This is a genomic window from Neobacillus sp. PS3-12 (genome assembly GCF_030915385.1).
GTDB lineage: Bacteria > Bacillota > Bacilli > Bacillales > Cytobacillaceae > JAEVLT01.
Window position 1 is genome coordinate 3,456,817 of sequence record NZ_CP133268.1, and the last position, 20,924, is coordinate 3,477,740.

Sequence of the window (20,924 nt, forward strand, 5' to 3'; positions counted from 1 at the left end):
ATCCAAGAAGGATTGGGAGTTTTTATTAACTGAAAATCATTCGTTAAAAATATATTCATAGTGTAAATAGTATAAATAAAATCTTGTATTTTAGGCAAAAAACGAAGATTATTTCAATTAGAATTTTTAGAAAATTAGTATTATTATAAATGTATCCGATGGGATATTTAAATTAGTCATATATTTAAATATTCCATATTACAGGAGATTTTAGTTCTAATATAGTTTCTTTGGATTTTATGTTGGTTCAAAGATAAAAGGGCTTATTATGTAACAATTTTTTTAACAGATTTGTATACGGTTACATGAAAAGCGTAGCCAAAAGGGCAAAAGCGTAAGTTTAGCTAAGAACAATAAAATCACTATCAGGAGGGAATTTGATGGGTAAGTATGTTCAGGAAGATCAAGAAAAGTGCATATTTAGGGTTAATCGTAAGTCTTTTACTGATCAAGGAATTTTAGAATTAGAACGAGAAGCAATTTTTAGTAAATGCTGGCTATTTATCGGCCATGAATCAGAATTACGGAATAATGGTGATTTCCATCGAAGAAAAGTTGGCGGCCGTAACCTTATCTTTACTCGCGGCAGTGATGGAGTTATCAGAGCATTGTATAACACTTGTCCACACCGGGGTGCCTTGGTTTGCCGTGAAGGACATGGAAACACTAAAGTTTTCCGCTGCTTCTATCATGCATGGAGCTTTAATAACCAAGGGGACCTAGTTGGAATGCCAGATAAAGCAGGTTTCCCGGAAGACCACAATTGTGATGGTTCTAAAAATCTTGTTGAAGTAAAACGACTTGAAAGCTATCGCGGATTTGTATTTGTAAATTTCGATGATAATGCCATTTCTTTAGAAGACTACCTAGGAAATGCGAAAGAATATATTGATCTAGTTGCTGATCAGGCTGAAGCAGGGGCACATCCAGAGATGGGGATGGAAGTCTTAATGGATCCGCAAGAATACAGTGTGCGTGCTAACTGGAAGCTATTAGGTGAAAATAGTGTTGACTTGTATCATGGAATGCCAACACATAAAACATATTTTGATATTGTTGCTACTCGCGGTGGTTTGGCAGACAAAGATAATCTTATAGGTGTAGGTCGTGACCTGGGCAATGGACATGCTGTAATGGAGTATACTTCTGCTTGGCCAAGACCAGTTGGAAAGTGGATTCCAGGATATGGAGAAGAAGCAAAAGGAATCATAGAAAAGAACATTGAGAGATTAACAGAAAAGTTTGGTGAAGAAAGAGCAGAACGGATTGCCAAAAAGAACCGTAACATCTGGATCTTCCCTAATCTCATTATTAACGATATTATGGCGATTACAATCAGAACATTCTATCCAACTGCACCAAACTATATTGAAGTTACTGGATATGCTTTGGCAGCTGCAGAGGAAAATGAAAACTTTAGACAAGTTCGTAATGATAGCTTCCTAGAGTTCTTAGGACCAGGCGGTTTCGCTACTCCAGATGACAATGAAGCACTTGAACTTTGTCAGGAAGGCTTCTTAAATAACAAGGAAGTAGAATGGAATGACATTTCAAGGGGAATGAACAGAGAAGTTCCTCAAGCGACAGACGAAGCACAAATGCGTGCATTCTGGCGTGAGTGGAACGACCGAGTTACATTTCTTGAAGCTAAAAAAGAAGAAGAAGCTGGGAGGGTTGAGGTGTGAATATAACACGTCAGGAAATTGAGGACTTTTTATACCAGGAAGCAGAACTTCTGGATAGCTGGAAGATGAAGGAATGGGCGGCATTATTCTCGAGTAATGGAACATATGTAATCCCGCCAATCGGAAATCCTGATGCCGACTTTACAAAGTCTCTATTCTTAGTACATGATGATCGTGACCGTTTAGAGCAAAGAGCTTTAAGATTATTAAAAAAAGAGGCTCATGTTGAATACCCGCACTCAACCACTCTTCACAATGTGAACAATGTAAGAATTGTCAGCAATGATGAGAATTTAGTAAAGGTAAAATGTAACTTTGCCACCTATCGTACAAAGCGCGAAACGCTTGATTGTTATGTTGGTGTTAACGAATACACATTAGTGAATGAAAATGGAGAGTTAAAAATCCAAGATAAGAAGGTTGTTCTTAAACTTGATAGCCTTCGCCCGCACGGAAAAGTGAGTATCATTTTATAGAGTTGAACATATTTGAAAGCGCTCAGGTCACTGAAATGTGTGAATGGAAAATTTTACATATGTCAGTGATTTGAGTCGTTATATGATTATTTGAAAAAATAGGAGGTCATCTAATGATTCGCTATAAGAAATTAGGATATGTTGTTTTTAGTGTAACCGATGTTAATAAATCTGTTGATTTTTATGAAAATATTGTTGGCATGGAGTTTGTTGAACGGGTTGAGGATACCGCTTATCTTCGATGCAGCGGCGATCATCATAACTTAATTCTTGAACAAGGCAAAGAGCCTGGATTAAAAAGAGTTGCTTATGAACTTGAAAAAACAGACCAATTTCAAGGAGTTTTTGATTACTTAACAGAACAGGGCTTAAATCCTGTTGAATTAAGTGCAAAAGAATGCCAAAGCCTGGCTCAGGGCAGAACATTGCGCTTTAAAGACCCATATTTAGGTGTAACGTATGAATTTTACGTTGAAATCATGGAATTAGGAGAACCGTTTGTTCCTAAGCGTGCGAGAATTACGAGATTACTTCATGTAGTATATGAAACAAATAAATTTGAAGAGCTTTTCGACTTCTTTACGAATACATTAAACTTCAGAGTTTCTGATATTCAAGGCAGGGAAACAGGATGGGCTTGGCTAAGAGCGTTCCCTTCACCGTTCCATCATGACTTCGCTTTGACAAGAGGAAAAGAAAACAAATTGAATCATCTTGCTTTTCAAGCAGAAAGAGTAGATGATGTCGGCATTCAAGTAAACAAATTAAGAGATAATAATGTTCCAATCTTATTTGGACCGGGCAAACACCATCCATCAGGCAGTATTTTCCTTTATTTTGCTGATCCAGACGGCTTGACCATTGAGTACAGCCAAGGAATGGAAGAGTTCCCCGAAGAAAACCCAAGGGAAGCACGCCGTTTAGAACCTACGATGGCAACTCTTGATGAATGGGGCGGAAGACCGCAGCCTGGCTGGGGTAAAGTCGGTAAATTAATTACTGAGGAGCAAGAAAAGGTTAATCAATAAATTAATTAAGGTGGCGTAGATATGTCAAAAGAAAAGAAGTTTCGGGTAGACTTTCATACACATATTATTCCTGATAATTTTCCCGATCTTGAAGCAAAATATGGGGATGATCGTTTTCCTACATTAAAGCATACCTGCAGCTGCGGGGCTGAAATTTACAAGGATAGCAAGGTATTTAGAAAAATTGAGGATAATGCCTGGGATCCGGAAAAACGAATTGCTCAAATGGACGAAGAAGGAGTAGATGTACAAGTCTTGTCTCCAATTCCCGTTACATTTACGTATTGGGCAGATCCTGAAAAATGCTTAGAGCTTTCAAAGGCTCAAAACGATTTCATTGCTTCTTGTGTAGGAAAATACCCTGACCGTTTTGTAGGCTTAGGTACAGTGCCCCTGCAAGATGCTGATTTAGCCATTGCCGAAATGGAAAGAGCGATAAATGAATTAGGACTAAAAGGAATTGAGATCGGCAGCAATGCAAATGGTAAAACACTCGATGATCCTGAAATTCTCCGATTCATCGAAGCAGCAGCAAAAATGGATGTGCCTATTTTTGTACATCCATGGGCTACTATTGGTGTCGAAAGAATGCCAAAGCATAACTTTATGTATTCGATCGGAATGCCTTCAGAGACTGCACTTGCTGCAGCCAGTTTAATCTTTAGCGGCATTCTGGATAAATATCCAAACTTTAAAATCTGCTTCTCACATGGCGGAGGATCCCTTCCATATTTATTGCCGAGAATCGATCAAGCATGGGATGTATGGCCGCATATTCGAACTACCGAACAACCGCCAAGCTATTATGCGAAGAAACTCTATTTTGATACATTAGTCTACGATCCTCGTAATTTACAATTCATGCTTGAAAAATTTGGAGCGGATCACATTATCATGGGTACAGACTACCCATTCCTGCTTCGTGAAGTTCCGCCAGGAAAAGTAGTTGAACTGTTAGAATCAGTTACGGAAGAAGAAGTTAAACAGATGCTCGGTGAAAATGCCATCGATTTTCTAGGATTAAGCAAATCAAATTATATTAAGGAAACAGTTAAGTAGAGGTCAAAAAAAGAACTTTCCACGAAGGAAAGTTCTTTTTTTTAGAAAGCGATATGAACAGTTTATACATTCAAATGGTTTTGTAATTCTTTTAATGTTGATTCAAAAGATTGAAGAAGCAGAAGCAGTTTTTCAAATTTGGGGAAATCCTTTTTATAAACTCCGGTGATATTATAGGTGAGATCTTCAAAATCTGGAAAAGGAATGATATAAAAATCATTCTTGATATTTTTGGAAAGAATTAGTTCGGGTACTATACAAAAACCCCAGTTATTTTTGACCATAGACAGGAGCATTTCAAAACCACCGACTTCAATCCGCTTTAAATCCTTTACTCCTACCAATTTTTCATCAATCTTTTGCCATAAAGCAGATTCCCTTCTGTAGCAAATCATGGTTTGGTTCATTAAATCTTCTTTCTTAATTTCCGTTTTTGCTGCTAATGGATGCCCTTTTCCAACGATAAAAAACAGCTTTTCGTGAAAAATTTTCTTAGACTCCAGATTTGGGAAAGGGATCACGTCTCGAACTAAGCCGATATCGACCAGCCCCGATTCTACCATTTTTGAAACTTCAACGGAATCTGCTGCTTCCAGCATATCAAACGATTGTTCCTCACTTTCGCGCAGCAATGTTAAGGCATCTAAGACAAGGGAAACAGAGATTGCAGGTGATAAACCAATGGTTATGGTTGGAGTTTTTAATAGTTCAATTGTTTGCCTTGCCTCGTTTATATAACTAAGAATTTTTCGTGCAAATGGAAGTAAGGCTTTTCCTTCTTGTGTTAAAAGTATTTTTTTGCCATCGCGATAAAATAATTTGCATCCTAATTCTATTTCTAATTTTTGAATTCTTGCCGTAACAGCTGGCTGTGTTAAGTTTAAGTGGTCGGCAGTACGAGAATAATTATTTAATTCATAAACAGTAATGAATGTTAAAAGCTGTTCATCATCCAATCTGATACTCCTCCCGATTTCTATATGTGCCTGAAAATGTTAATTTGTGATATTCATATAATCAAAAAAATGAAAATTTTTATAATATATTATGATATCATAAATTAGAGATTTTGTAAGTGTTTTCATTTTATTATACCACTAAAATAAATTTTCTGTTTTCAAAGAATACTTCAAAGAGTCATTTCGACTTTGAAATGACTCTTTTCTCGGCAATTTTATTTTACTAGAATTTATATACTAAACCTTTTTGGATATTTCATGCAAATGGGCCTGTTGATTTCCTCTCCGGGCATTCGCTTTCCGCGGGGAGGTCCTGGAGCCTCCTCGGCGCTTTGGCGCCTGTGGGGTCTCCAGGACCTCTGATCCCGCAGGAGTCGAGTGCCCTCCGATCCAATCAACAGGAAGGCGAATCAACCTATTGTATTGCAACACACTTTTTTAGCTAACTTTGCTAAGTAGCCACTTACAAATTGGGCTCGTGAGATAACCAGAATCAAGCTGACAGCCTCTACATAAAAGTAATAGGTACAAATTCATATTCACTTTGGCTATAATCTTTTGGCTTAAACATTGGTTTCACCACTTTTTGATTTATAAGTTGAGCTGAAGGACTTTATTGTAACACTCGTTGATTGGCGTGGAAGGCACAAAGACTCCTGCGGGAGTACGGGGCTGGGGAGACCCCACAGGCGCTTTTTGCGCCGAGGAGGCTCCCTGGCACGCCCGCGGAAAGCGAAGTGCCTGGAGCGCCAATCAACAGACCTGTTTAACAGCCTATACACCAATACTATTACACTATATTAATACGGTGAACCATTAAAGTTAATGGATAAAATGATAGGCTGCCGAGTTTTGACAGCCTGAGTCATTTCGACTTTGAAATGACTCTTTTCTTTTAGAAAAATTAAAAATGAGGAAGGATGAGGCCGCCATATAGAAGAGCAGCACAAATCATAAAAGCTGGATGGATTTTATATTTAATTAGAGCAATTATAGTGACAATGCCGATTATTAAAGATTGGACAATCCCAATTGAGTGGATTGAATTTGCAGATATTTTCCAAGTTAGTGCAAGCATCATGATCGCAATTACGGGTTGCACTAAAAGAGTCATTCCCTTAACGACAGGTGATTGTCGATGCCGATGAAGCACTTTTAAAAGTAAAATGAGTGCCAATGCAGAAGGAAAGATGGTTGCAAACAATGCAATAACTACACCCCACCATCCCATTACATCATAACCAACATATGTAGCAATATTAGTGGCAATTGGGCCTGGTAAAGCATTCCCGATTGCAAGCATCTGTGAGAATTCAGTATTGTTTAACCATCCATAGTGTGTGACAATCTCGTTATACATTAATGGAATCGACGCAGGTCCTCCACCATATCCAAAAAGATTGGCCATAAAGAATCCTAAAAAAATATGGATCAATGTCATCATTGTAAATGCCCCTTATTTTGAAGTTTGCCTTACTCTAGCTTTAATCCTATAATGAAAAGCCCCGTAAATGAGGAAGATTAAAATGACTATTGCCGGATGAATGGGGAGCACATACAGCAGAATAAATGAGAGTACTAAAAAAAGAACCCCTAGTATTTTTCCTAACCCCTTTAATGCTTTAAAAGCAAATTCATAGGCCATTTGGCCAAGCATGACTGCAATTACAGGCATAATCGCATTGATCATATCAGTAAAAGATTTGGAGAATTGAAATTCACTTACAAGTGACAAGAGAACAACCGTTGCAATACAGGTAGGAGAGATATGGGCTAAAACTGCAACAATGGCTCCCATTGCCCCTTTTCCTCTATAGCCCAGATAGGCCGCCATTTTAGGAGCGATCGGTCCAGGTAATGCATTGGCTACAGCCCAAGTTTCTCCAAATTCCTCGTCATCAAGCCAATGATAGCGGGTAACTGCCTCGTAACGAATTAATGGAATAACTGATGGCCCACCGCCAAATCCTAATATCCCAGTACGAAGCATCGCCATGATTAATTCTTTATATAAAGCCATCCTTCTATATCCCCCTATGGTTTAAGAGTAAAGCAAAAATATTCATTAGTTTCAAACTGTCTTTCCTGCATTCTTCTTATAAAGTATATTTTATCAAGCAAGAAAATACGCTTGTGAAAATTAATGAGCTAATTTTGACAGTATAGTACGATTTTAACATTTTATGCGACAAAAATTTACTTTGAAATGAAAAGATTTGTAAATTATTTATCCAAAAAAATGGAATAAAAATGAATAGATTTACAGATGTACCAATTATTAATTTATAGTAGGATAGCAACAATAGTAAAATAATTCTAAATATTTACACATTAAAGTGTGGAAATGGAAAGGAGCAATACAAGTGAAGTCAGATGAGTGGATAGTTGAAGAGTCTTGGGATAATAGTCATTTAAGTCAACTTGCGTCGGTAGGACAAATTGCTGCTGGGATCGCACATGAAGTCAAGAACCCGTTAACTGCAGTAAAAGGTTTTTTACAGTTGTTGCAGAAGGAAGAAAAAAACGAATACCTTGATATTGCCCAGTCAGAGCTAGAAAATGCCCTGACAACATTACAAAATCTTCTACAGGTCTCTAAGCCTGATTTAGAGGATGAAGAGTATCAAACAATCTATTTGTCAGTAGAGTTAGAATCAATCCTAAATTTATTTCAAGACAAATTATATAAAATTCATACAATAACAGAATTTAATGATGTGGATGTATCCATTGTCGGAAAGAAAAACCAATTTAAAAAGGCATTCTTCAATTTGATCAAAAATGCCATTGAATCCATGGAGAACGAGGGGAAGTTAACGATCACTCATGATTTGGTCGATGATGAAGTGGTTGTTACCATTAGAGATACAGGGATTGGGATTCCTGCAAATCAATTATCATTGCTGGGAACGCCATTTTTTTCAACAAAGGCTCAAGGTACAGGAATGGGGTTAACTCAAGTATTTTCTGTTGTTTATCAGCATGGAGGAAAAATTAATGTAGATAGTAAAGAACAAAAAGGAACCATGTTTACCATTAAGATTCCGCTGCAGCCGCTGTTGCAAGTAAGCCCAAGAGAGGTAAAAAATATAAAATTAGATTTTGAGGAACATTATTCTATAAGAGATTTCTTTTTTGAAAATCGTAAGGCTTTTGAAGAAAGATTACTGGCTGAGGCCATTAATGTAAAGGATAAGATCAAGGAAATACATAGTATTGGAAATATTAATTTGGTAAATAACGCTCATAAACTTGTATTGTTTGTAGTTGAAAAACGAGAGCATGAATTAATTTCGTTTGCAAAACAGGAAGGAATAACTTGGGCGAAATTTTCATGGACTCTTGCATTTAAACTAGAATGGGTACAAGCGATACGAAGAACTTTGTGGGATTTCCTTTATAATTTTGACCAACTAAGAAATACAGAGGTGGATCGAAATAAATTTTATACGCTGGAAAAAAGTATAAACGAATTGATTGATCAGTTTCTCACCTACTTTTTTATCAGTTATTCAAAATACAAGGATGAATTATTGGAGGAGCAGCGAAAGCTGGTAGAAAATATCTCAGTCCCAATTATTCCAATTAATAGAGAAATATGTATTCTCCCTTTAATTGGAACAATTGACCGTCTGCGGATATCTACCATTCTTGATAAAGTACTTATAGAGATCGAAAATCATCATATCCAAACATTGATTATTGATCTTTCTGGGGTTGCACCATTAGACCAAGAAACAGCTTATGAATTTATCAGAATCATAGATGGTATTTATATGATGGGTTGTAAAACGATTCTAACTGGATTTAGGGCGGAGATTGTAAAAAGTTTGATTAACTCCGGAGTAGATTTGATGCATAAAGTAGAGTTCAAAGGAACATTGCAATTAGCATTAAATGATGTCTTTTTTAAGGGGCAATAAAGTATTTAAACTTGTTCCAGTTAAAAAGCTCGCCCTATCATATAAGGGCGAGCTTTGCAGACCTTTTTCTTTTACTTATTTCCGTTAAAAAATGGGCGAATATCTTGTAGAGCTTGTTGCAAATCAGATCTTGTTTTTAATTCATTATCGATTTCAATTCCCAATTCAATCATTGTATCAGCAATTTCCGGGCTAATTCTGGTTAATATGGTTGAACATCCAAGTAGTTTAATACCTTTTACAATTTTAAATAAATGATTTACAACAGCGGTATCGACAAATGGAACACCAGATATATCGATAATTAATTGCTGGGCATTTAACTCTTTAACACGTTGGAGAGTTTTTTGCGAATTTTTTTGGCACGATAGGTATCCACAGTTCCAACGATTGGAAGGATACATACTCTCTCAGCGATCGGAATAATTGGAACGGAAAGCTCGTCTACTGTTTCACGATGGCTTTTTAGCAATTCTTCCTTGTAGTTGGCAAAATAAGCGGTGTATGAATCAATGTAAAAATCAATAATGTCATTTACATGACGCTCTAATGTGAAAAACTCATCCACTGATAGAGTATTGTTGGACTCGACATAAAAAGCTTTAATGGCATTCCAGATAATTCCTCGTGATGATTGAAACAGCTCCCAAGCCAAATGGATTGGAAATTCTGTTTTCGCACTTCTCACACCACGTTCCCGGGCAACATCCATAATGTCTTCCATTTTTATTTGGCTGATATTATCTGCAACAAGATTCATAATTGGATTACCGTTTACTTTATAGTTTTCCAACTCACCATTTTCTTTTAGTAATGTGGTAATATAGCTTTTATTTTTATGAAGATATTGCATCCATTCTTCTGTATAAAAGTGGATATTATTCGTTAGGAAATTTTCAAGTTCAACTTTTGAATCAACTGCTTGAATCATTGCATTGCCCCCTAAAAATTGGTTAGAATGTGTTATTACCTTTGGAAATGATAGGAAAAAGGTAGTTCCTTTTCCTTCTTCACTTGTGACATGTATTTTGCCGTCATTCGTCTGGATGGCATTAAAGACTTGTGCCAACCCCATTCCTTTTCCATCCTGTTTTAATGTAAAAAATGGGGTGCCGAGTAATCGGAGCTTGTCTTTTGGGATACCGATCCCTGAATCAGTGATATTGATATGAATATCTTGAAAGTCTTCATATTGCTCAATCATTAATGTTCCGCCAGGAGACATGGCTTCAATTGCATTTTTAATTAAATTGAATAAAGCTTTCTTGATTTGATCTCTTCTGCCTAAGATAACTGAGCTTTCATTATCAAACTTTTTGATTACGGTAATCTCATAGAGCTGGTTTTGGAATAAAAGTAAGATAGATTCGATTTCTGAACAAAGGTTAAAGGTGGTTTGTTTTTCCTGAACAAATTCAGGTTTTGAAACACTCATTAAATCATTTAAGATATGAATTGCCCGATCTAATTCACTTTGGGCTATTTGCGTATACTCCTGGTTATATGTCTGATCTAACAATTGAAGAAACCCTTTTACTGCGGTCAATGGATTTCGAACCTCATGAGCGATGCCGGCAGCCATTTCACCAATTGAGGACAATAAGTGGTTATTCCAATTATTATGTTCATGTGAGTTCTGAAGATAGGCGATGTTGAACATATATACATGTATTTTTTCTAGCTTTTGTTCTTTAAATGTTCGGTGGAACAAGAAAAAGTAAGGCTGACTATCTATGGTTACGATAAAGTCATTCGTTCGGCCCATAAAACATTCGTGCAGTTTGGTCTTAATTTCATTATTTTTAATGCGGTGAAAAAGATAGTTCGTATCATTATCATCTGAAAGTAACAGTTTTTTTCCTTCATTGTTAACCTTTTGTATGGAGCCATCGGGATTAATTTCAATTAAACCATAAGAGATTCCCTGAGCGGTAGGTAAATTAACCAAAGCGACTAGCCTGCCCTTCATTTAACCATTTTACTGCCCTAACCTTCGTACCAAAGTTAACTGTGCTCGTAATTTCAAATTCATCCATTAAGCGTTTCACCCCTGATAAACCCAAACCTAAACCAGTTTTCGATCGGATCGTATTATTTAAAATCTGATCAAGGTTCGGAATGCCTGGACCTTGGTCAATGGCGGTTATTTCTATACCATAGGAGGGAATCGGTTTTATAAACAGTTCCCCTTTTTTTGCATAAAAGACAATGTTGCGTGTTAATTCCATAATCGATACAATTAACTTGGTCTGCTGACTTTTATTTAAACCATAATCTTCTCCAACTCTTTTTCCAATTGTACTAGCCATGTATACATCATCTTCTCGTTCAATTACAATCCTATACAAAATTTCTCCAATCCTTTTCCCGTTAACAGGTATATTTTCAAGTTCATTTTAGCATAATATGACATAATTTTGCTTATTATTTTTCATAATATTGAAAATTCATAATTATAATGGAAATTATCTAGTTCATACGAAATTTTATACTTGAATAAGGCGCCATTTTTCTGCTTCTATCATAATATCATGATATTGCTTGAAAAAATCCTCTGCTGGAATCGGTTTACTAAAGTAGAAGCCCTGAATTTCATCACAGTTATTTCCTTGTAAATGCCGTGCTTGTTCAAATGTTTCTACACCTTCAGCAGTCACGACTAAATTTAAATTATGTGCCATATTAATAATAGTGGAGACAAGTGTTTGATTACTAGGGTTTAAAGTCATATCTCTAATAAAAGATTGATCAATTTTAACACGGTTAATGGGCAATCTTCTTAGATAGCTTAATGAGCTGTAGCCGGTTCCAAAGTCATCTACACTTATTTGAACTCCTAATTGTTTAAGTTCGTCTAAAATTTCAAGTGAGCGGTCAATATCCATTGACATACTTTCTGTTATCTCCAATTCCAAGAGATTAGGATTTATGTTGGTTTCTATTAATATTTTTTCAATACTGCTTACAAGATTCGTTTGTAATAATTGTCGGGATGATAGATTCACTGAAATTGGTATAGGGGGTAAGCCCATGGATTGCCAAACCACGCATTGTTTCGTTGCTTCTCGTAAAACAAATTCACCAATAGGAACAATTAATCCTGTCTCTTCTGCCTGCGGAATAAAGTAACCAGGTGTAATGAGTCCTTTTGTCGGGTGATTCCAGCGAATCAAGGCTTCCAACCCTGCAAGAGAACCAGTCAGAATGTTGATTTTTGGCTGATAAAAAACAACGATTTCATTTTTTTCTAAAGCCTTACGAAGATCACTTTCCAGGCTAAGCTGGTCGATGGAATTATCATCAATTGGCTGCGTGTAAATTGCATAATTTTTCTTGCCATGTTCTTTTACTCGGTACATCGCCTGATCGGCATGCTTAATTAAGCTGTCTGCATCGAGGCCATCATTCGGATAATAGGCAATTCCAATACTTACAGATATAGTAATTTCATAACCTTTAATAATAACTGGTTCTTCCAGCTTTTTCATCACTTTCCGTGCTATCTTAACTGCATGATTAGGATCTGCTAATTTTGGCAGTAAAATTGAAAATTCATCCCCACCAATTCGTGTCACCGTCTCTCGATTTGATATGCAACTTAATAGTTTTTCACCGACATGAATTAATAAAAGATCTCCGGTAGCATGCCCTAATGTATCATTAACAGCTTTAAAACGGTCAATATCTAAAAATAAAACAGCAGCTAGTGAATGGGGCTGGTTTGTTAGCTCATCTATTGCTTCATTTATTCTAATCTTAAATAATCGGTAATTAGGAAGGTTTGTTAAAAAATCATGATACGCTGAATACTGCAAAGATTCATATGCTGCAACACGATCGATAGCTAAGGCAATTTGGTTAATAAATACTGAAAGATCATCCGAACTTTGCTTTGAAAAATAATTAGGAATAATGCTCGCAACATTTAATGTTCCAATGACTTTATTATTGGCGATGATTGGAAGAATTAATAAAGAGTGCATACCCTGATTAATCAGAATTTCTTCATAAATGGAATGGAAACTAATCGATAAATTATTATGGATAATAGGTTCTTTGTTTTTGATAACGGCATGAATAACAGAATCAGTTGCAGTAAGTTCAAGCTGATGGAGATTCCCGTTTAAGTCAAGTTCATATATGTCAAGTTCATCTTTATTACCTAAAAAAGCTAGTGAAATATGGTTCGCTTTACTATGCTTTTTTAAACTTTCTAATGTACTTTTCATTACTTGGAATCGTTGAATTTTATCTTCTAAAACAGAGCTTGAAATATTTGCTAATGCTTCAAGAATTGCCACTTTTTCTGATAAGTCCTTGGTCGCTTTGTTAATTTCACTTACAAGGATTTTTTCATGACTGTTGATCGTTTGAGTCATTTTGTTAAATGCAATCGACAATTCCTGAATTTCGATAATCCCTTTTTCTACCACCTGAACATTTCGTTCACCTACTGTTAATTTTTTTGTGGCAGTAATTAACTTACGTATTGGCGCACTCATTCCTTTACTGATAATAAAGGAGAAGAGCAGCGATATAAATGAAATAATAAGTGCAGTTAGTAAGGTATCTGAAAATAGGTCCTTTCTTTGTTCAACAAGGGAGTTTGTCTTTAGGGCGATCTCAATTGTTCCTACTTTTTCTTGAAAATATTCAAGTGATTCTTTTTCAATAATAATAAGATCTTTATCAATTGTGGTTTCGCCTTTTTGGTCTACCGTTATTCCTCCTTTATCCTTTACAATAACGAAGGCAATATTTGGCTCAGACAATAAGGAATAGGTGAGCGGAGAAATATGTGAATAATCTCCTTCTAACATATACAAGCCAATAGCTGAGTTTAACGTCTTGGCGGCCGCATATCCTTGGTTCCTTAATGAATTCTCTAAATTGGCTGACTCTCTTTGATAATAAATCCCGCTTAACAAGAGAACTCCTGTAAGAACAAGGCTATTGATTGCTAACCAAAAACGGAAAGCTAAACTATTGAGCCAATTCATTCGTTCTCACTCCCTCTAAAAGCTGCAGCCATTGTTTATATTCTTTTGCTTGACCGTCCCGGCCATAGCGATCAGTAATTTTGTTCCAGTCATCTGCTGTTTTCAAAAGTGCATCTTGAGCTGTTAATTTATGAATTAAAGCCAAATAGATGTTTTTATCAAGTGCCTGCATATAATCCCAGCCGCCTGGTATCATTAAATCGGCATTTGGATGCTCTAAGCTTTTTTGGACGGTTTTTAAAAAATGTTCATTTAATTCCTTGGTTGGAAAGGCCCCTTTGCCAGTTACAGAAAAATGGCTGGAACGAAAAGGATCATTAATGGTGCTCAAAGATGTTACGGCGTTTTTAGACATTTTCTTTGATGTAATATAAGAAATGACCTGCCAAGCCTTGTCTGGGTGGGAGGATTGACTTGATATCCCTAAGACGCGTCCAATCCAAACTCCACCACGAGGATTTTTTGGGTCTTCTGCAGGCACCAATGTCCAATCTACTTTTCCCGCCACAGTTGACTTCCAAGTTTTTTGGTCAAATTGAAATCTGGATGTGTCACTCCATTGAACAACCATGGCCGTATCCCCATGAAGAAAAGAATTATTTAAATCAATCCAATCATACATGGAATGGGGCGGGGTAGCCCCGCTATCATTAAGCAGGACTAAATCCTGCAATGCCTTTACTCCATCTTTTCCTTGGATCAATGGGTTCATATTATCATCAAAATATTGATCTCCCATTGATAAGTATCTTTCGGCAAACCAGACGTATCTCTTGGCATCCCCGCCAAAAATGGCCGTTCCATAAATGTCAATTTTCCCATCATTATTTGTATCTCTTGTAAGGAACTTCGCAATTTGATCATATTCCTCCCAAGTTTGTGGTGGTGTCAAATCTTTTCCATAAGTTTTTTTGTATTCATCGTTGTATTTTTTAAAGAGGTCTTTTCGATAAAACAATAGATGGGTATCACCATCATAGACCATTCCGTAATCATGACCTTGATATTTCATATAAAGATTGCGGTAAACAGGCAGGATGTCATCGATATCCTTTGTTTTTTGAATATAGTTATCTACTGGAAGAAGCATGTTTCTTTCGACATATTGAGGTATTTTTGCAGGAAACAAAACATAAATATCATAACGCTTTTTACTAGCAAACAAAAAATCTTCAAGATTATCGTTTAATCTACTTGGATAATGAAACTCTAAACGAACACCATACTTTTTTTCAATTTTCTTTTCTTGTTGTTGAAATAGTGCTAAAGCTTGTTTGGAATCAGCGATGATGGAAATGACAGGCAGTTTTTTTGATGGGGTGCTCTTGGTGGTAACTGATGGTCTGGAATTACAACTTGCTAGCAGGACGATAGAGATGAGAAAACTAATTAGGACGCTTTTTCTCATAATGTTTTACCTCCGTACATAGATAGGTATATTATACCATTATAAAAGTATTGTGTTCACGAAATATTAATAGTTTTCAAACAAAGTACAAACTTATCAAATAATAATTGAACACAAAAAAGCCCCTTTTATAGGGGCCGCATGCTGTCGGAAAACTCGGCAACCAATCATTTTATTCAACCACTTTAATAATTCACTGCGTTAATATAGTATAATAATATTGTGTATAGGCTGTTAAACAAGTCTGTTGATTGGCGCTCCAGGCACTTCGCTTTCCGCGGGCGTGCCGGGGAGCCTCCTCGGCGCGAAAAGCGCCTGTGGGGTCTCCCCAGCCCCGTACTCCCGCAGGAGTCTTCGTGCCTTCCGCGCCAATCAACGAGTGTATTCAATAAAGACCTTCAGCTCAACTAATAAAACAAAAAAATGGTGAAACTGAAGGACCCATTACCTTATCGCTCTGATACCCATTTATTTCCATGGTGTAGATATGTATGAGATAGGCGGAGAATTTCCGAGTATGTATATAGTGGAGGCCTAAGAAGCAGATATAAGCGGAGATATTCCGATTAACTGCTCTAAATAAGACAGAATTCAAAGATTTGGATAATATAAACGGAATTTTACCGTTTATTTTTTAACACAGTGAAATCAACAAACCGTTTATAACAAAGCAATAAATTTAGAAAGGAAAAAATTGAGCGAAGCTCCGCAGACTCAAATGAGGTGCATGGGCTTCGATACTGTAGGTTACGAGGATTGAGAAATGCAAGTGAACAGACTCTTCTTACTGCAGCCTAACAAAACATAAAAATGATATCAACACATTTAGCAAAGTTAGATAAAAAAGTGTGTTGCAATATAATTGGTAGATTTGCCTCCCTGTTGATTGGAGCGGAGGGCACTCGACTCCTGCGGGATCAAGAGGTCACTGGAGACCCCACAGGCGCAGAAGCGCCGAGGAGGCTCCAGGACCTCCCCGCGGAAAGCGAGTGCCCGGAGAGGAAATCAACAGGCCCATTTGCAGGAAACATCCAAAAAATTATTATTTAAATTCTGGTAAAATAAAAAATTGCCGAGAAAAGTTCCTCGACAATCTGAAGCCTCCCTTATTATGGGCGCACATTTTCCTTTAATTAATCCTATTAACGTATTCTCTAACCATATCAACTGTCACATTTTTTCGAGCAGGAACAATACCTTGTTTGGCTAATTCATTGATCTGATTTGTTACTTCATTGATCTTTTCGGTTGAGAATGCTTTGCCTTGCTTACATAATTCAACTGCCTCTTCAATATAAGACTCCCTTTTTTGATCGAGAGCTAAAAAATCAGTTATTCTTTTATTTGCTTGATTAACATGTGCGGTAATTTCTTTATGTACACTCATATTTTCACTCCTAAAGGCTGGATATCATGAATAGTTTTGAACTTAACTTCCGTAATCAATAATAACAATTTTTTTCAGGCTTTTATAAGGGATATCGAATTTTTTTGTTTCCATCTTGTTTTCAAAAGGAATATAATAAATTTAAATGATGTTCACGAAATTGTCAAAAATGCATAAATACGGTGGAGGATGGGTAAAAATGCTCAGAATTGGCTTATCGGGAGTAGTTAGTTTTATTTTGTTGTACATAGAGTCTCTTATTGTAATGAAGCTTAAAGGTATGTCTACAATTGAATTCGGCGAAATGACTCCTTTTATTAATGTTTGGGCTATGAATTTCTTTTTTGTTTTTGCAATTTTTACTCAAGTCGGAAACTGGTGTCTAAATAAAGGATTTTTCCAACAAAGCGACGAGCATAATATTTATTAAAATGATTAAAGACCCTTGAAGTATACAGCGCTTCAAGGGTTTATTTATTGATCAATACATTCATCGAAAGAAGAGTGTTAGAAAAGTGTTCACATGATCCGTGATAATTATCACATAAACACGGTAAAAACAAGAGTATATTTTGTTCCATAAACAAAATCAATTTTGCTTGGAGGAAATTCAAATGAATAAAATCATCAAAAAAGGTACGTTAGCAATAGCGTTAGTATCTGCTCTTTCCTTTTCCTTAGCAGGCTGTGGTACGACGAGTGCACAAAAGACTGCTTCCACAGCTTCTAAGACTAAAGCAGCTGCAAAAGCTGATGTCAAACAAACAACAGCGTTTAATCAATATATTGTCATTGAGCCAGGTTCAAAAGTTGGTCCCGATGGAAAAATGCATGATGCATTCATAAACGGAGATATCAAAATTACAGAAGGACAACCTGTAACATTGCATTTCCTGAACTATGATGGCGGCACACACACCTATACTTCCGCTGACTTAGGATTAAACGTAAAAATCAAAGGTTCAATGAAAAAAGGACAGCCTGCAGAAACAACTTATACATTTACACCTAAGAAAACAGGTGATTTCTCATGGTTCTGCGCCGACAAATGTGATGGAGATAACGGGCAGTGGGCAATGGCACAACAAGGTTACATGCAAGGGAAGATCACAGTATTACCTGCAGATAACAAAGTACAATACGTTTCAATGGTTATGAATCCAAGTTACAAACTAGGATCAGATGGTAAACTGCATGATGCCTATACTCCAGGAAATCTTACCGTTAAAGCAGGTCAACCAGTTGCATTAACTGTTTATGGTTTAGGGAAAGCTGCGCATCCAATTGCAATTCAAGAACTTGGCGTGACTGTTAACGAAATACCAAGAATTGCAGATGGAAATCCAAGTGTAACGACTGTACAGTTTACACCAGAAAAAACAGGTAAGTTTACATGGAATTGTACACTTCCTTGTGATGGTGATAATCAGGATTGGTCTATGATGCACAACGATTATATGATGGGTACTTTCAATGTTGTAAAATAATAATAATAGAATGAAGCGGGGCGCCCCATTTGCTGCCCCGCTTTTTTTTGCATAAAAGTTTTACATTAAGACATGCCTAGAATTGTAAGCGATTGCAAGTGGAAATATTAATAATTTTCTAGTTTAATTGAAAATTGGGTATTAAAATTATTGTATAATTATCAATAAATCAGTATAATAATTCATTAAGAGGGATACAGGGAGATGAATATAATGAAAGCAGCCATTATTGGCGGAACAGGTTACGGGTCGGCTGAACTGATTCGCTTGATCAATAAACATCCAATTCTTGAAGTTGGTACAGTAATTTCTAACTCGCAAGCAGGTACTCGGTTTAGTGACGTATACCCTCACCTTACAAATATTAATGAAAAACCTATGGAGTCTTTTGATGCAAAGAAAATAAGTGAGGAAAATGAAATTGTGTTTCTGGCTACTCCTTCAGGGGTAAGCAGTAAACTAATTCCTTTATTAGTTGAGACGGGGATAATATGCATCGACCTTTCCGGGGATTTACGTATTCGGTCGGGAAGTGAATATAAAAAATGGTATAAAAAAGAACCAGCAAAAGAGCAATATATCAATCAAGCAGTTTATGGTTTAAGTGAGATATACGAAGATGATATAAAAAGTGCTTCACTAATTGCAAATCCGGGTTGTTATCCAACTGCTACATTATTAGGATTGCTGCCCCTATTGAAAATGAATATTGCAGACTATAAATCTATTATTATTGATGCGAAGTCAGGTGTATCTGGAGCAGGACGGGGTCTTTCATTAACATCCCATTATGCTGAAATTAATGAAAATATTAGAGCCTATAAATTAGGAGGCCATCAACATATTCCAGAAATTGAGCAGGTTCTTCAAGATGAAAGTGGGGTTCCTTTTACAGTAACTTTCACGACACATCTTGTACCGATGACTAGAGGAATTATGTGTACAATGTACGTCAATCTAAATGAACAAATATCAACCGAAGATATTACTGAACAGTATAAGCAGTTTTATAATGGTAAGCCATTTGTTCGCATTAGACCTGAGGGAACATACCCTTCAACAAAAGAGGTATTAGGCAGCAATTATTGTGATATTGGATTGCACGTTGATAACCGTACAGGACGACTCACAATTGTTTCTGTAATTGATAACTTAGTAAAGGGTGCTTCTGGTCAGGCAATTCAAAATGCAAATTTAATAAACGGTTGGGATATTCGTACGGGTCTTTTGGATATTCCGGTTTATCCATAAATACGAATGATGAAGGAGAGGTTAATTTGATTCCGACAATGATGAATAACGACATGGTTATTCTTGAAAATGAAAGTGTAACATTACCAAAAGGTTTTAATGCAGGTGGAGTTCATTGCGGGTTAAAAAAGAACGGCAAACTTGACTTGGGATATATTGTTTCTGAAGTGCCTGCGACTGCTGCAGGAGTTTATACAACAAATATTTTTCAAGCAGCTCCATTATTGGTCACACAAGAAAGTATTTCCAAGGAAAAGAAAATCCAGGCGATCATTGTAAACTCTGGAAACGCCAATTCCTGTACAGGAGATCAAGGGTTGAAAGATGCTTATGAAATGCAAAAGCAATTTGCAGCGGAGCTCGGAATAAAAGAACATTACGTTGCCGTTACTTCGACAGGAGTCATTGGTGAAAAAATGCCAATGGACAAAGTGATCTCTGGTATTAAACAAATTCTAAAAGAAGAAAATGAAGCCGAAAGTAAATTTCAAGCAGCTATTTTAACAACAGACTTGGCTCCTAAAAATATCGGTGTGCAAATTAAAGTAGACGGAAAGATTATTAGTATCGGCGGGGCCGCAAAGGGTTCTGGAATGATCCACCCCAATATGGCAACCATGCTTGGTTTTGTTACAACAGATGCCAATATTGAGCAGGAGAGTTTATTAGCAGCCTTAAAAGAAGTTACCAACCAAACTTTTAATATGATTACCGTCGATGGTGATACAAGTACAAATGATATGGTATTAGTCATGGCTAATGGAATGGCGGGTAATAACACGTTAACCGTTGACCATCCAGAATGGAACATTTTCTTAAATGGGCTGAAGCTTGTGTGCCAAGAGTTAGCAAAAAAAATTGCTAAAGACGGTGAAGGAGCTACAAAATTAATCGAAGTTCAGGTAAATAGCGCAAGTTGTCAATCTGATGCAGGTGCTGTTGGTAAATCGATTATTTCATCTAACCTAGTTAAAACCGCTATTTATGGAACGGATCCCAATTGGGGAAGAATTGTTACAGCAATTGGCTATAGCGGTGTTCCTGTTGAGCCAAATTTAGTTAAAGTTTCGATTGGGTCTTTTGTCGTTTTTGAAGATGGCTTACCATGTCCGATTAATGAAGAGGAAGTTAAGCAATATTTAGAACAAGATACTATCCAAATCTTTGTTGAGCTAAATCAAGGTAACTATAGTGCGGCGGCTTGGGGATGCGATTTAACTTATGACTATATTAAAATCAATGCATCATACCGTTCATGAGG

18 protein-coding genes are annotated in these 20,924 nt (G+C 36.6%); 9 read left to right on the plus strand and 9 right to left on the minus strand.

The window, feature by feature from the left end; translation table 11 throughout:
* The first annotated feature begins 380 nt into the window (after nucleotides 1-380).
* The 4 genes from RCG17_RS17490 (at nucleotide 381) to RCG17_RS17505 (ending at nucleotide 4,248) form a co-directional block, all read left to right on the plus strand.
* Nucleotides 381-1,685, plus strand: a complete 1,305-nt coding sequence (locus RCG17_RS17490) for an aromatic ring-hydroxylating oxygenase subunit alpha (RefSeq protein ID WP_308171408.1) — start codon at nucleotides 381-383, stop codon at nucleotides 1,683-1,685.
* Entirely contained in the window at nucleotides 1,682-2,161 is a 480-nt protein-coding gene (locus RCG17_RS17495) for an aromatic-ring-hydroxylating dioxygenase subunit beta (RefSeq protein ID WP_308171409.1), read from the plus strand. The genes RCG17_RS17490 and RCG17_RS17495 overlap by 4 nt, the downstream gene beginning before the upstream one ends.
* A 113-nt stretch (nucleotides 2,162-2,274) precedes the next feature.
* Nucleotides 2,275-3,189, plus strand: a complete 915-nt coding sequence (locus RCG17_RS17500) for a VOC family protein (protein WP_308171410.1) — start codon at nucleotides 2,275-2,277, stop codon at nucleotides 3,187-3,189.
* Between the two features lie 21 nt (nucleotides 3,190-3,210).
* A complete protein-coding gene (locus RCG17_RS17505) occupies nucleotides 3,211-4,248 on the plus strand; it encodes an amidohydrolase family protein (protein ID WP_308171411.1) in 1,038 nt (345 codons plus the stop codon).
* Nucleotides 4,249-4,310: 62 nt separating this feature from the next.
* Here RCG17_RS17505 and RCG17_RS17510 read toward each other — a convergent pair whose 3' ends face one another.
* The 3 genes from RCG17_RS17510 to RCG17_RS17520 form a co-directional block, all read right to left on the minus strand.
* Complete coding sequence (locus RCG17_RS17510; RefSeq protein WP_308171412.1) at nucleotides 4,311-5,204, minus strand: LysR family transcriptional regulator; 894 nt, start codon at nucleotides 5,202-5,204, stop codon at nucleotides 4,311-4,313.
* Nucleotides 5,205-6,111: 907 nt separating this feature from the next.
* The gene (locus RCG17_RS17515; protein WP_308175876.1) at nucleotides 6,112-6,648 is read right to left on the minus strand and encodes a chromate efflux transporter ChrA; all 537 of its coding nucleotides are present in this window, start codon (nucleotides 6,646-6,648) and stop codon (nucleotides 6,112-6,114) included.
* 15 nt (nucleotides 6,649-6,663) lie between these two features.
* Complete coding sequence (locus RCG17_RS17520) at nucleotides 6,664-7,227, minus strand: chromate efflux transporter ChrB (RefSeq protein ID WP_308171413.1); 564 nt, start codon at nucleotides 7,225-7,227, stop codon at nucleotides 6,664-6,666.
* A gap of 343 nt (nucleotides 7,228-7,570) precedes the next feature.
* Between RCG17_RS17520 and RCG17_RS17525 the strand changes: the two genes are divergently transcribed.
* Complete coding sequence (locus tag RCG17_RS17525) at nucleotides 7,571-9,130, plus strand: ATP-binding protein (RefSeq protein ID WP_308171414.1); 1,560 nt, start codon at nucleotides 7,571-7,573, stop codon at nucleotides 9,128-9,130.
* A 71-nt stretch (nucleotides 9,131-9,201) separates the two neighbouring features.
* Here the strand turns inward: RCG17_RS17525 and RCG17_RS17530 are convergent, their stop codons facing one another.
* The 6 genes from RCG17_RS17530 to RCG17_RS17555 all read right to left on the minus strand — a co-directional run bounded on the left by RCG17_RS17530 (nucleotide 9,202) and on the right by RCG17_RS17555 (nucleotide 16,925).
* Nucleotides 9,202-9,534 (minus strand): STAS domain-containing protein, encoded by a 333-nt coding sequence (locus tag RCG17_RS17530; protein ID WP_308171415.1) that lies wholly within the window; start codon nucleotides 9,532-9,534, stop codon nucleotides 9,202-9,204.
* On the minus strand, nucleotides 9,450-11,078 hold the full coding sequence (locus tag RCG17_RS17535; RefSeq protein ID WP_308171416.1) for an ATP-binding protein: 1,629 nt from the start codon (nucleotides 11,076-11,078) through the stop codon (nucleotides 9,450-9,452). Before RCG17_RS17535 ends, RCG17_RS17530 begins: the two co-directional genes overlap by 85 nt.
* Nucleotides 11,071-11,478 carry an ATP-binding protein gene (locus RCG17_RS17540; protein ID WP_308171417.1) on the minus strand — a complete coding sequence of 136 codons (408 nt, stop codon included), beginning with the start codon at nucleotides 11,476-11,478 and terminating at the stop codon, nucleotides 11,071-11,073. The genes RCG17_RS17535 and RCG17_RS17540 overlap by 8 nt, the downstream gene beginning before the upstream one ends.
* A 138-nt stretch (nucleotides 11,479-11,616) precedes the next feature.
* Nucleotides 11,617-14,130 carry an EAL domain-containing protein gene (locus RCG17_RS17545; RefSeq protein WP_308171418.1) on the minus strand — a complete coding sequence of 838 codons (2,514 nt, stop codon included), beginning with the start codon at nucleotides 14,128-14,130 and terminating at the stop codon, nucleotides 11,617-11,619.
* Nucleotides 14,114-15,538 (minus strand): ABC transporter substrate-binding protein, encoded by a 1,425-nt coding sequence (locus RCG17_RS17550; protein WP_308171419.1) that lies wholly within the window; start codon nucleotides 15,536-15,538, stop codon nucleotides 14,114-14,116. Before RCG17_RS17550 ends, RCG17_RS17545 begins: the two co-directional genes overlap by 17 nt.
* A 1,129-nt stretch (nucleotides 15,539-16,667) precedes the next feature.
* Nucleotides 16,668-16,925, minus strand: a complete 258-nt coding sequence (locus tag RCG17_RS17555; RefSeq protein WP_308171420.1) for a YpbS family protein — start codon at nucleotides 16,923-16,925, stop codon at nucleotides 16,668-16,670.
* Nucleotides 16,926-17,124: 199 nt separating this feature from the next.
* On the opposite strand from RCG17_RS17555, the gene RCG17_RS17560 reads away from it, so the two are divergent.
* The 4 genes from RCG17_RS17560 to argJ all read left to right on the plus strand — a co-directional run bounded on the left by RCG17_RS17560 (nucleotide 17,125) and on the right by argJ (nucleotide 20,922).
* Nucleotides 17,125-17,355 (plus strand): hypothetical protein, encoded by a 231-nt coding sequence (locus tag RCG17_RS17560; protein WP_308171421.1) that lies wholly within the window; start codon nucleotides 17,125-17,127, stop codon nucleotides 17,353-17,355.
* Between the two features lie 184 nt (nucleotides 17,356-17,539).
* Nucleotides 17,540-18,412, plus strand: a complete 873-nt coding sequence (locus tag RCG17_RS17565) for a hypothetical protein (RefSeq protein ID WP_308171422.1) — start codon at nucleotides 17,540-17,542, stop codon at nucleotides 18,410-18,412.
* 213 nt (nucleotides 18,413-18,625) lie between these two features.
* Nucleotides 18,626-19,663, plus strand: coding sequence for an N-acetyl-gamma-glutamyl-phosphate reductase (gene argC, locus RCG17_RS17570; protein WP_308171423.1), 1,038 nt, complete (start codon nucleotides 18,626-18,628; stop codon nucleotides 19,661-19,663).
* A gap of 29 nt (nucleotides 19,664-19,692) precedes the next feature.
* The gene (argJ, locus tag RCG17_RS17575) at nucleotides 19,693-20,922 is read left to right on the plus strand and encodes a bifunctional ornithine acetyltransferase/N-acetylglutamate synthase (RefSeq protein ID WP_374120967.1); all 1,230 of its coding nucleotides are present in this window, start codon (nucleotides 19,693-19,695) and stop codon (nucleotides 20,920-20,922) included.
* The last annotated feature ends 2 nt before the right edge of the window (nucleotides 20,923-20,924 follow it).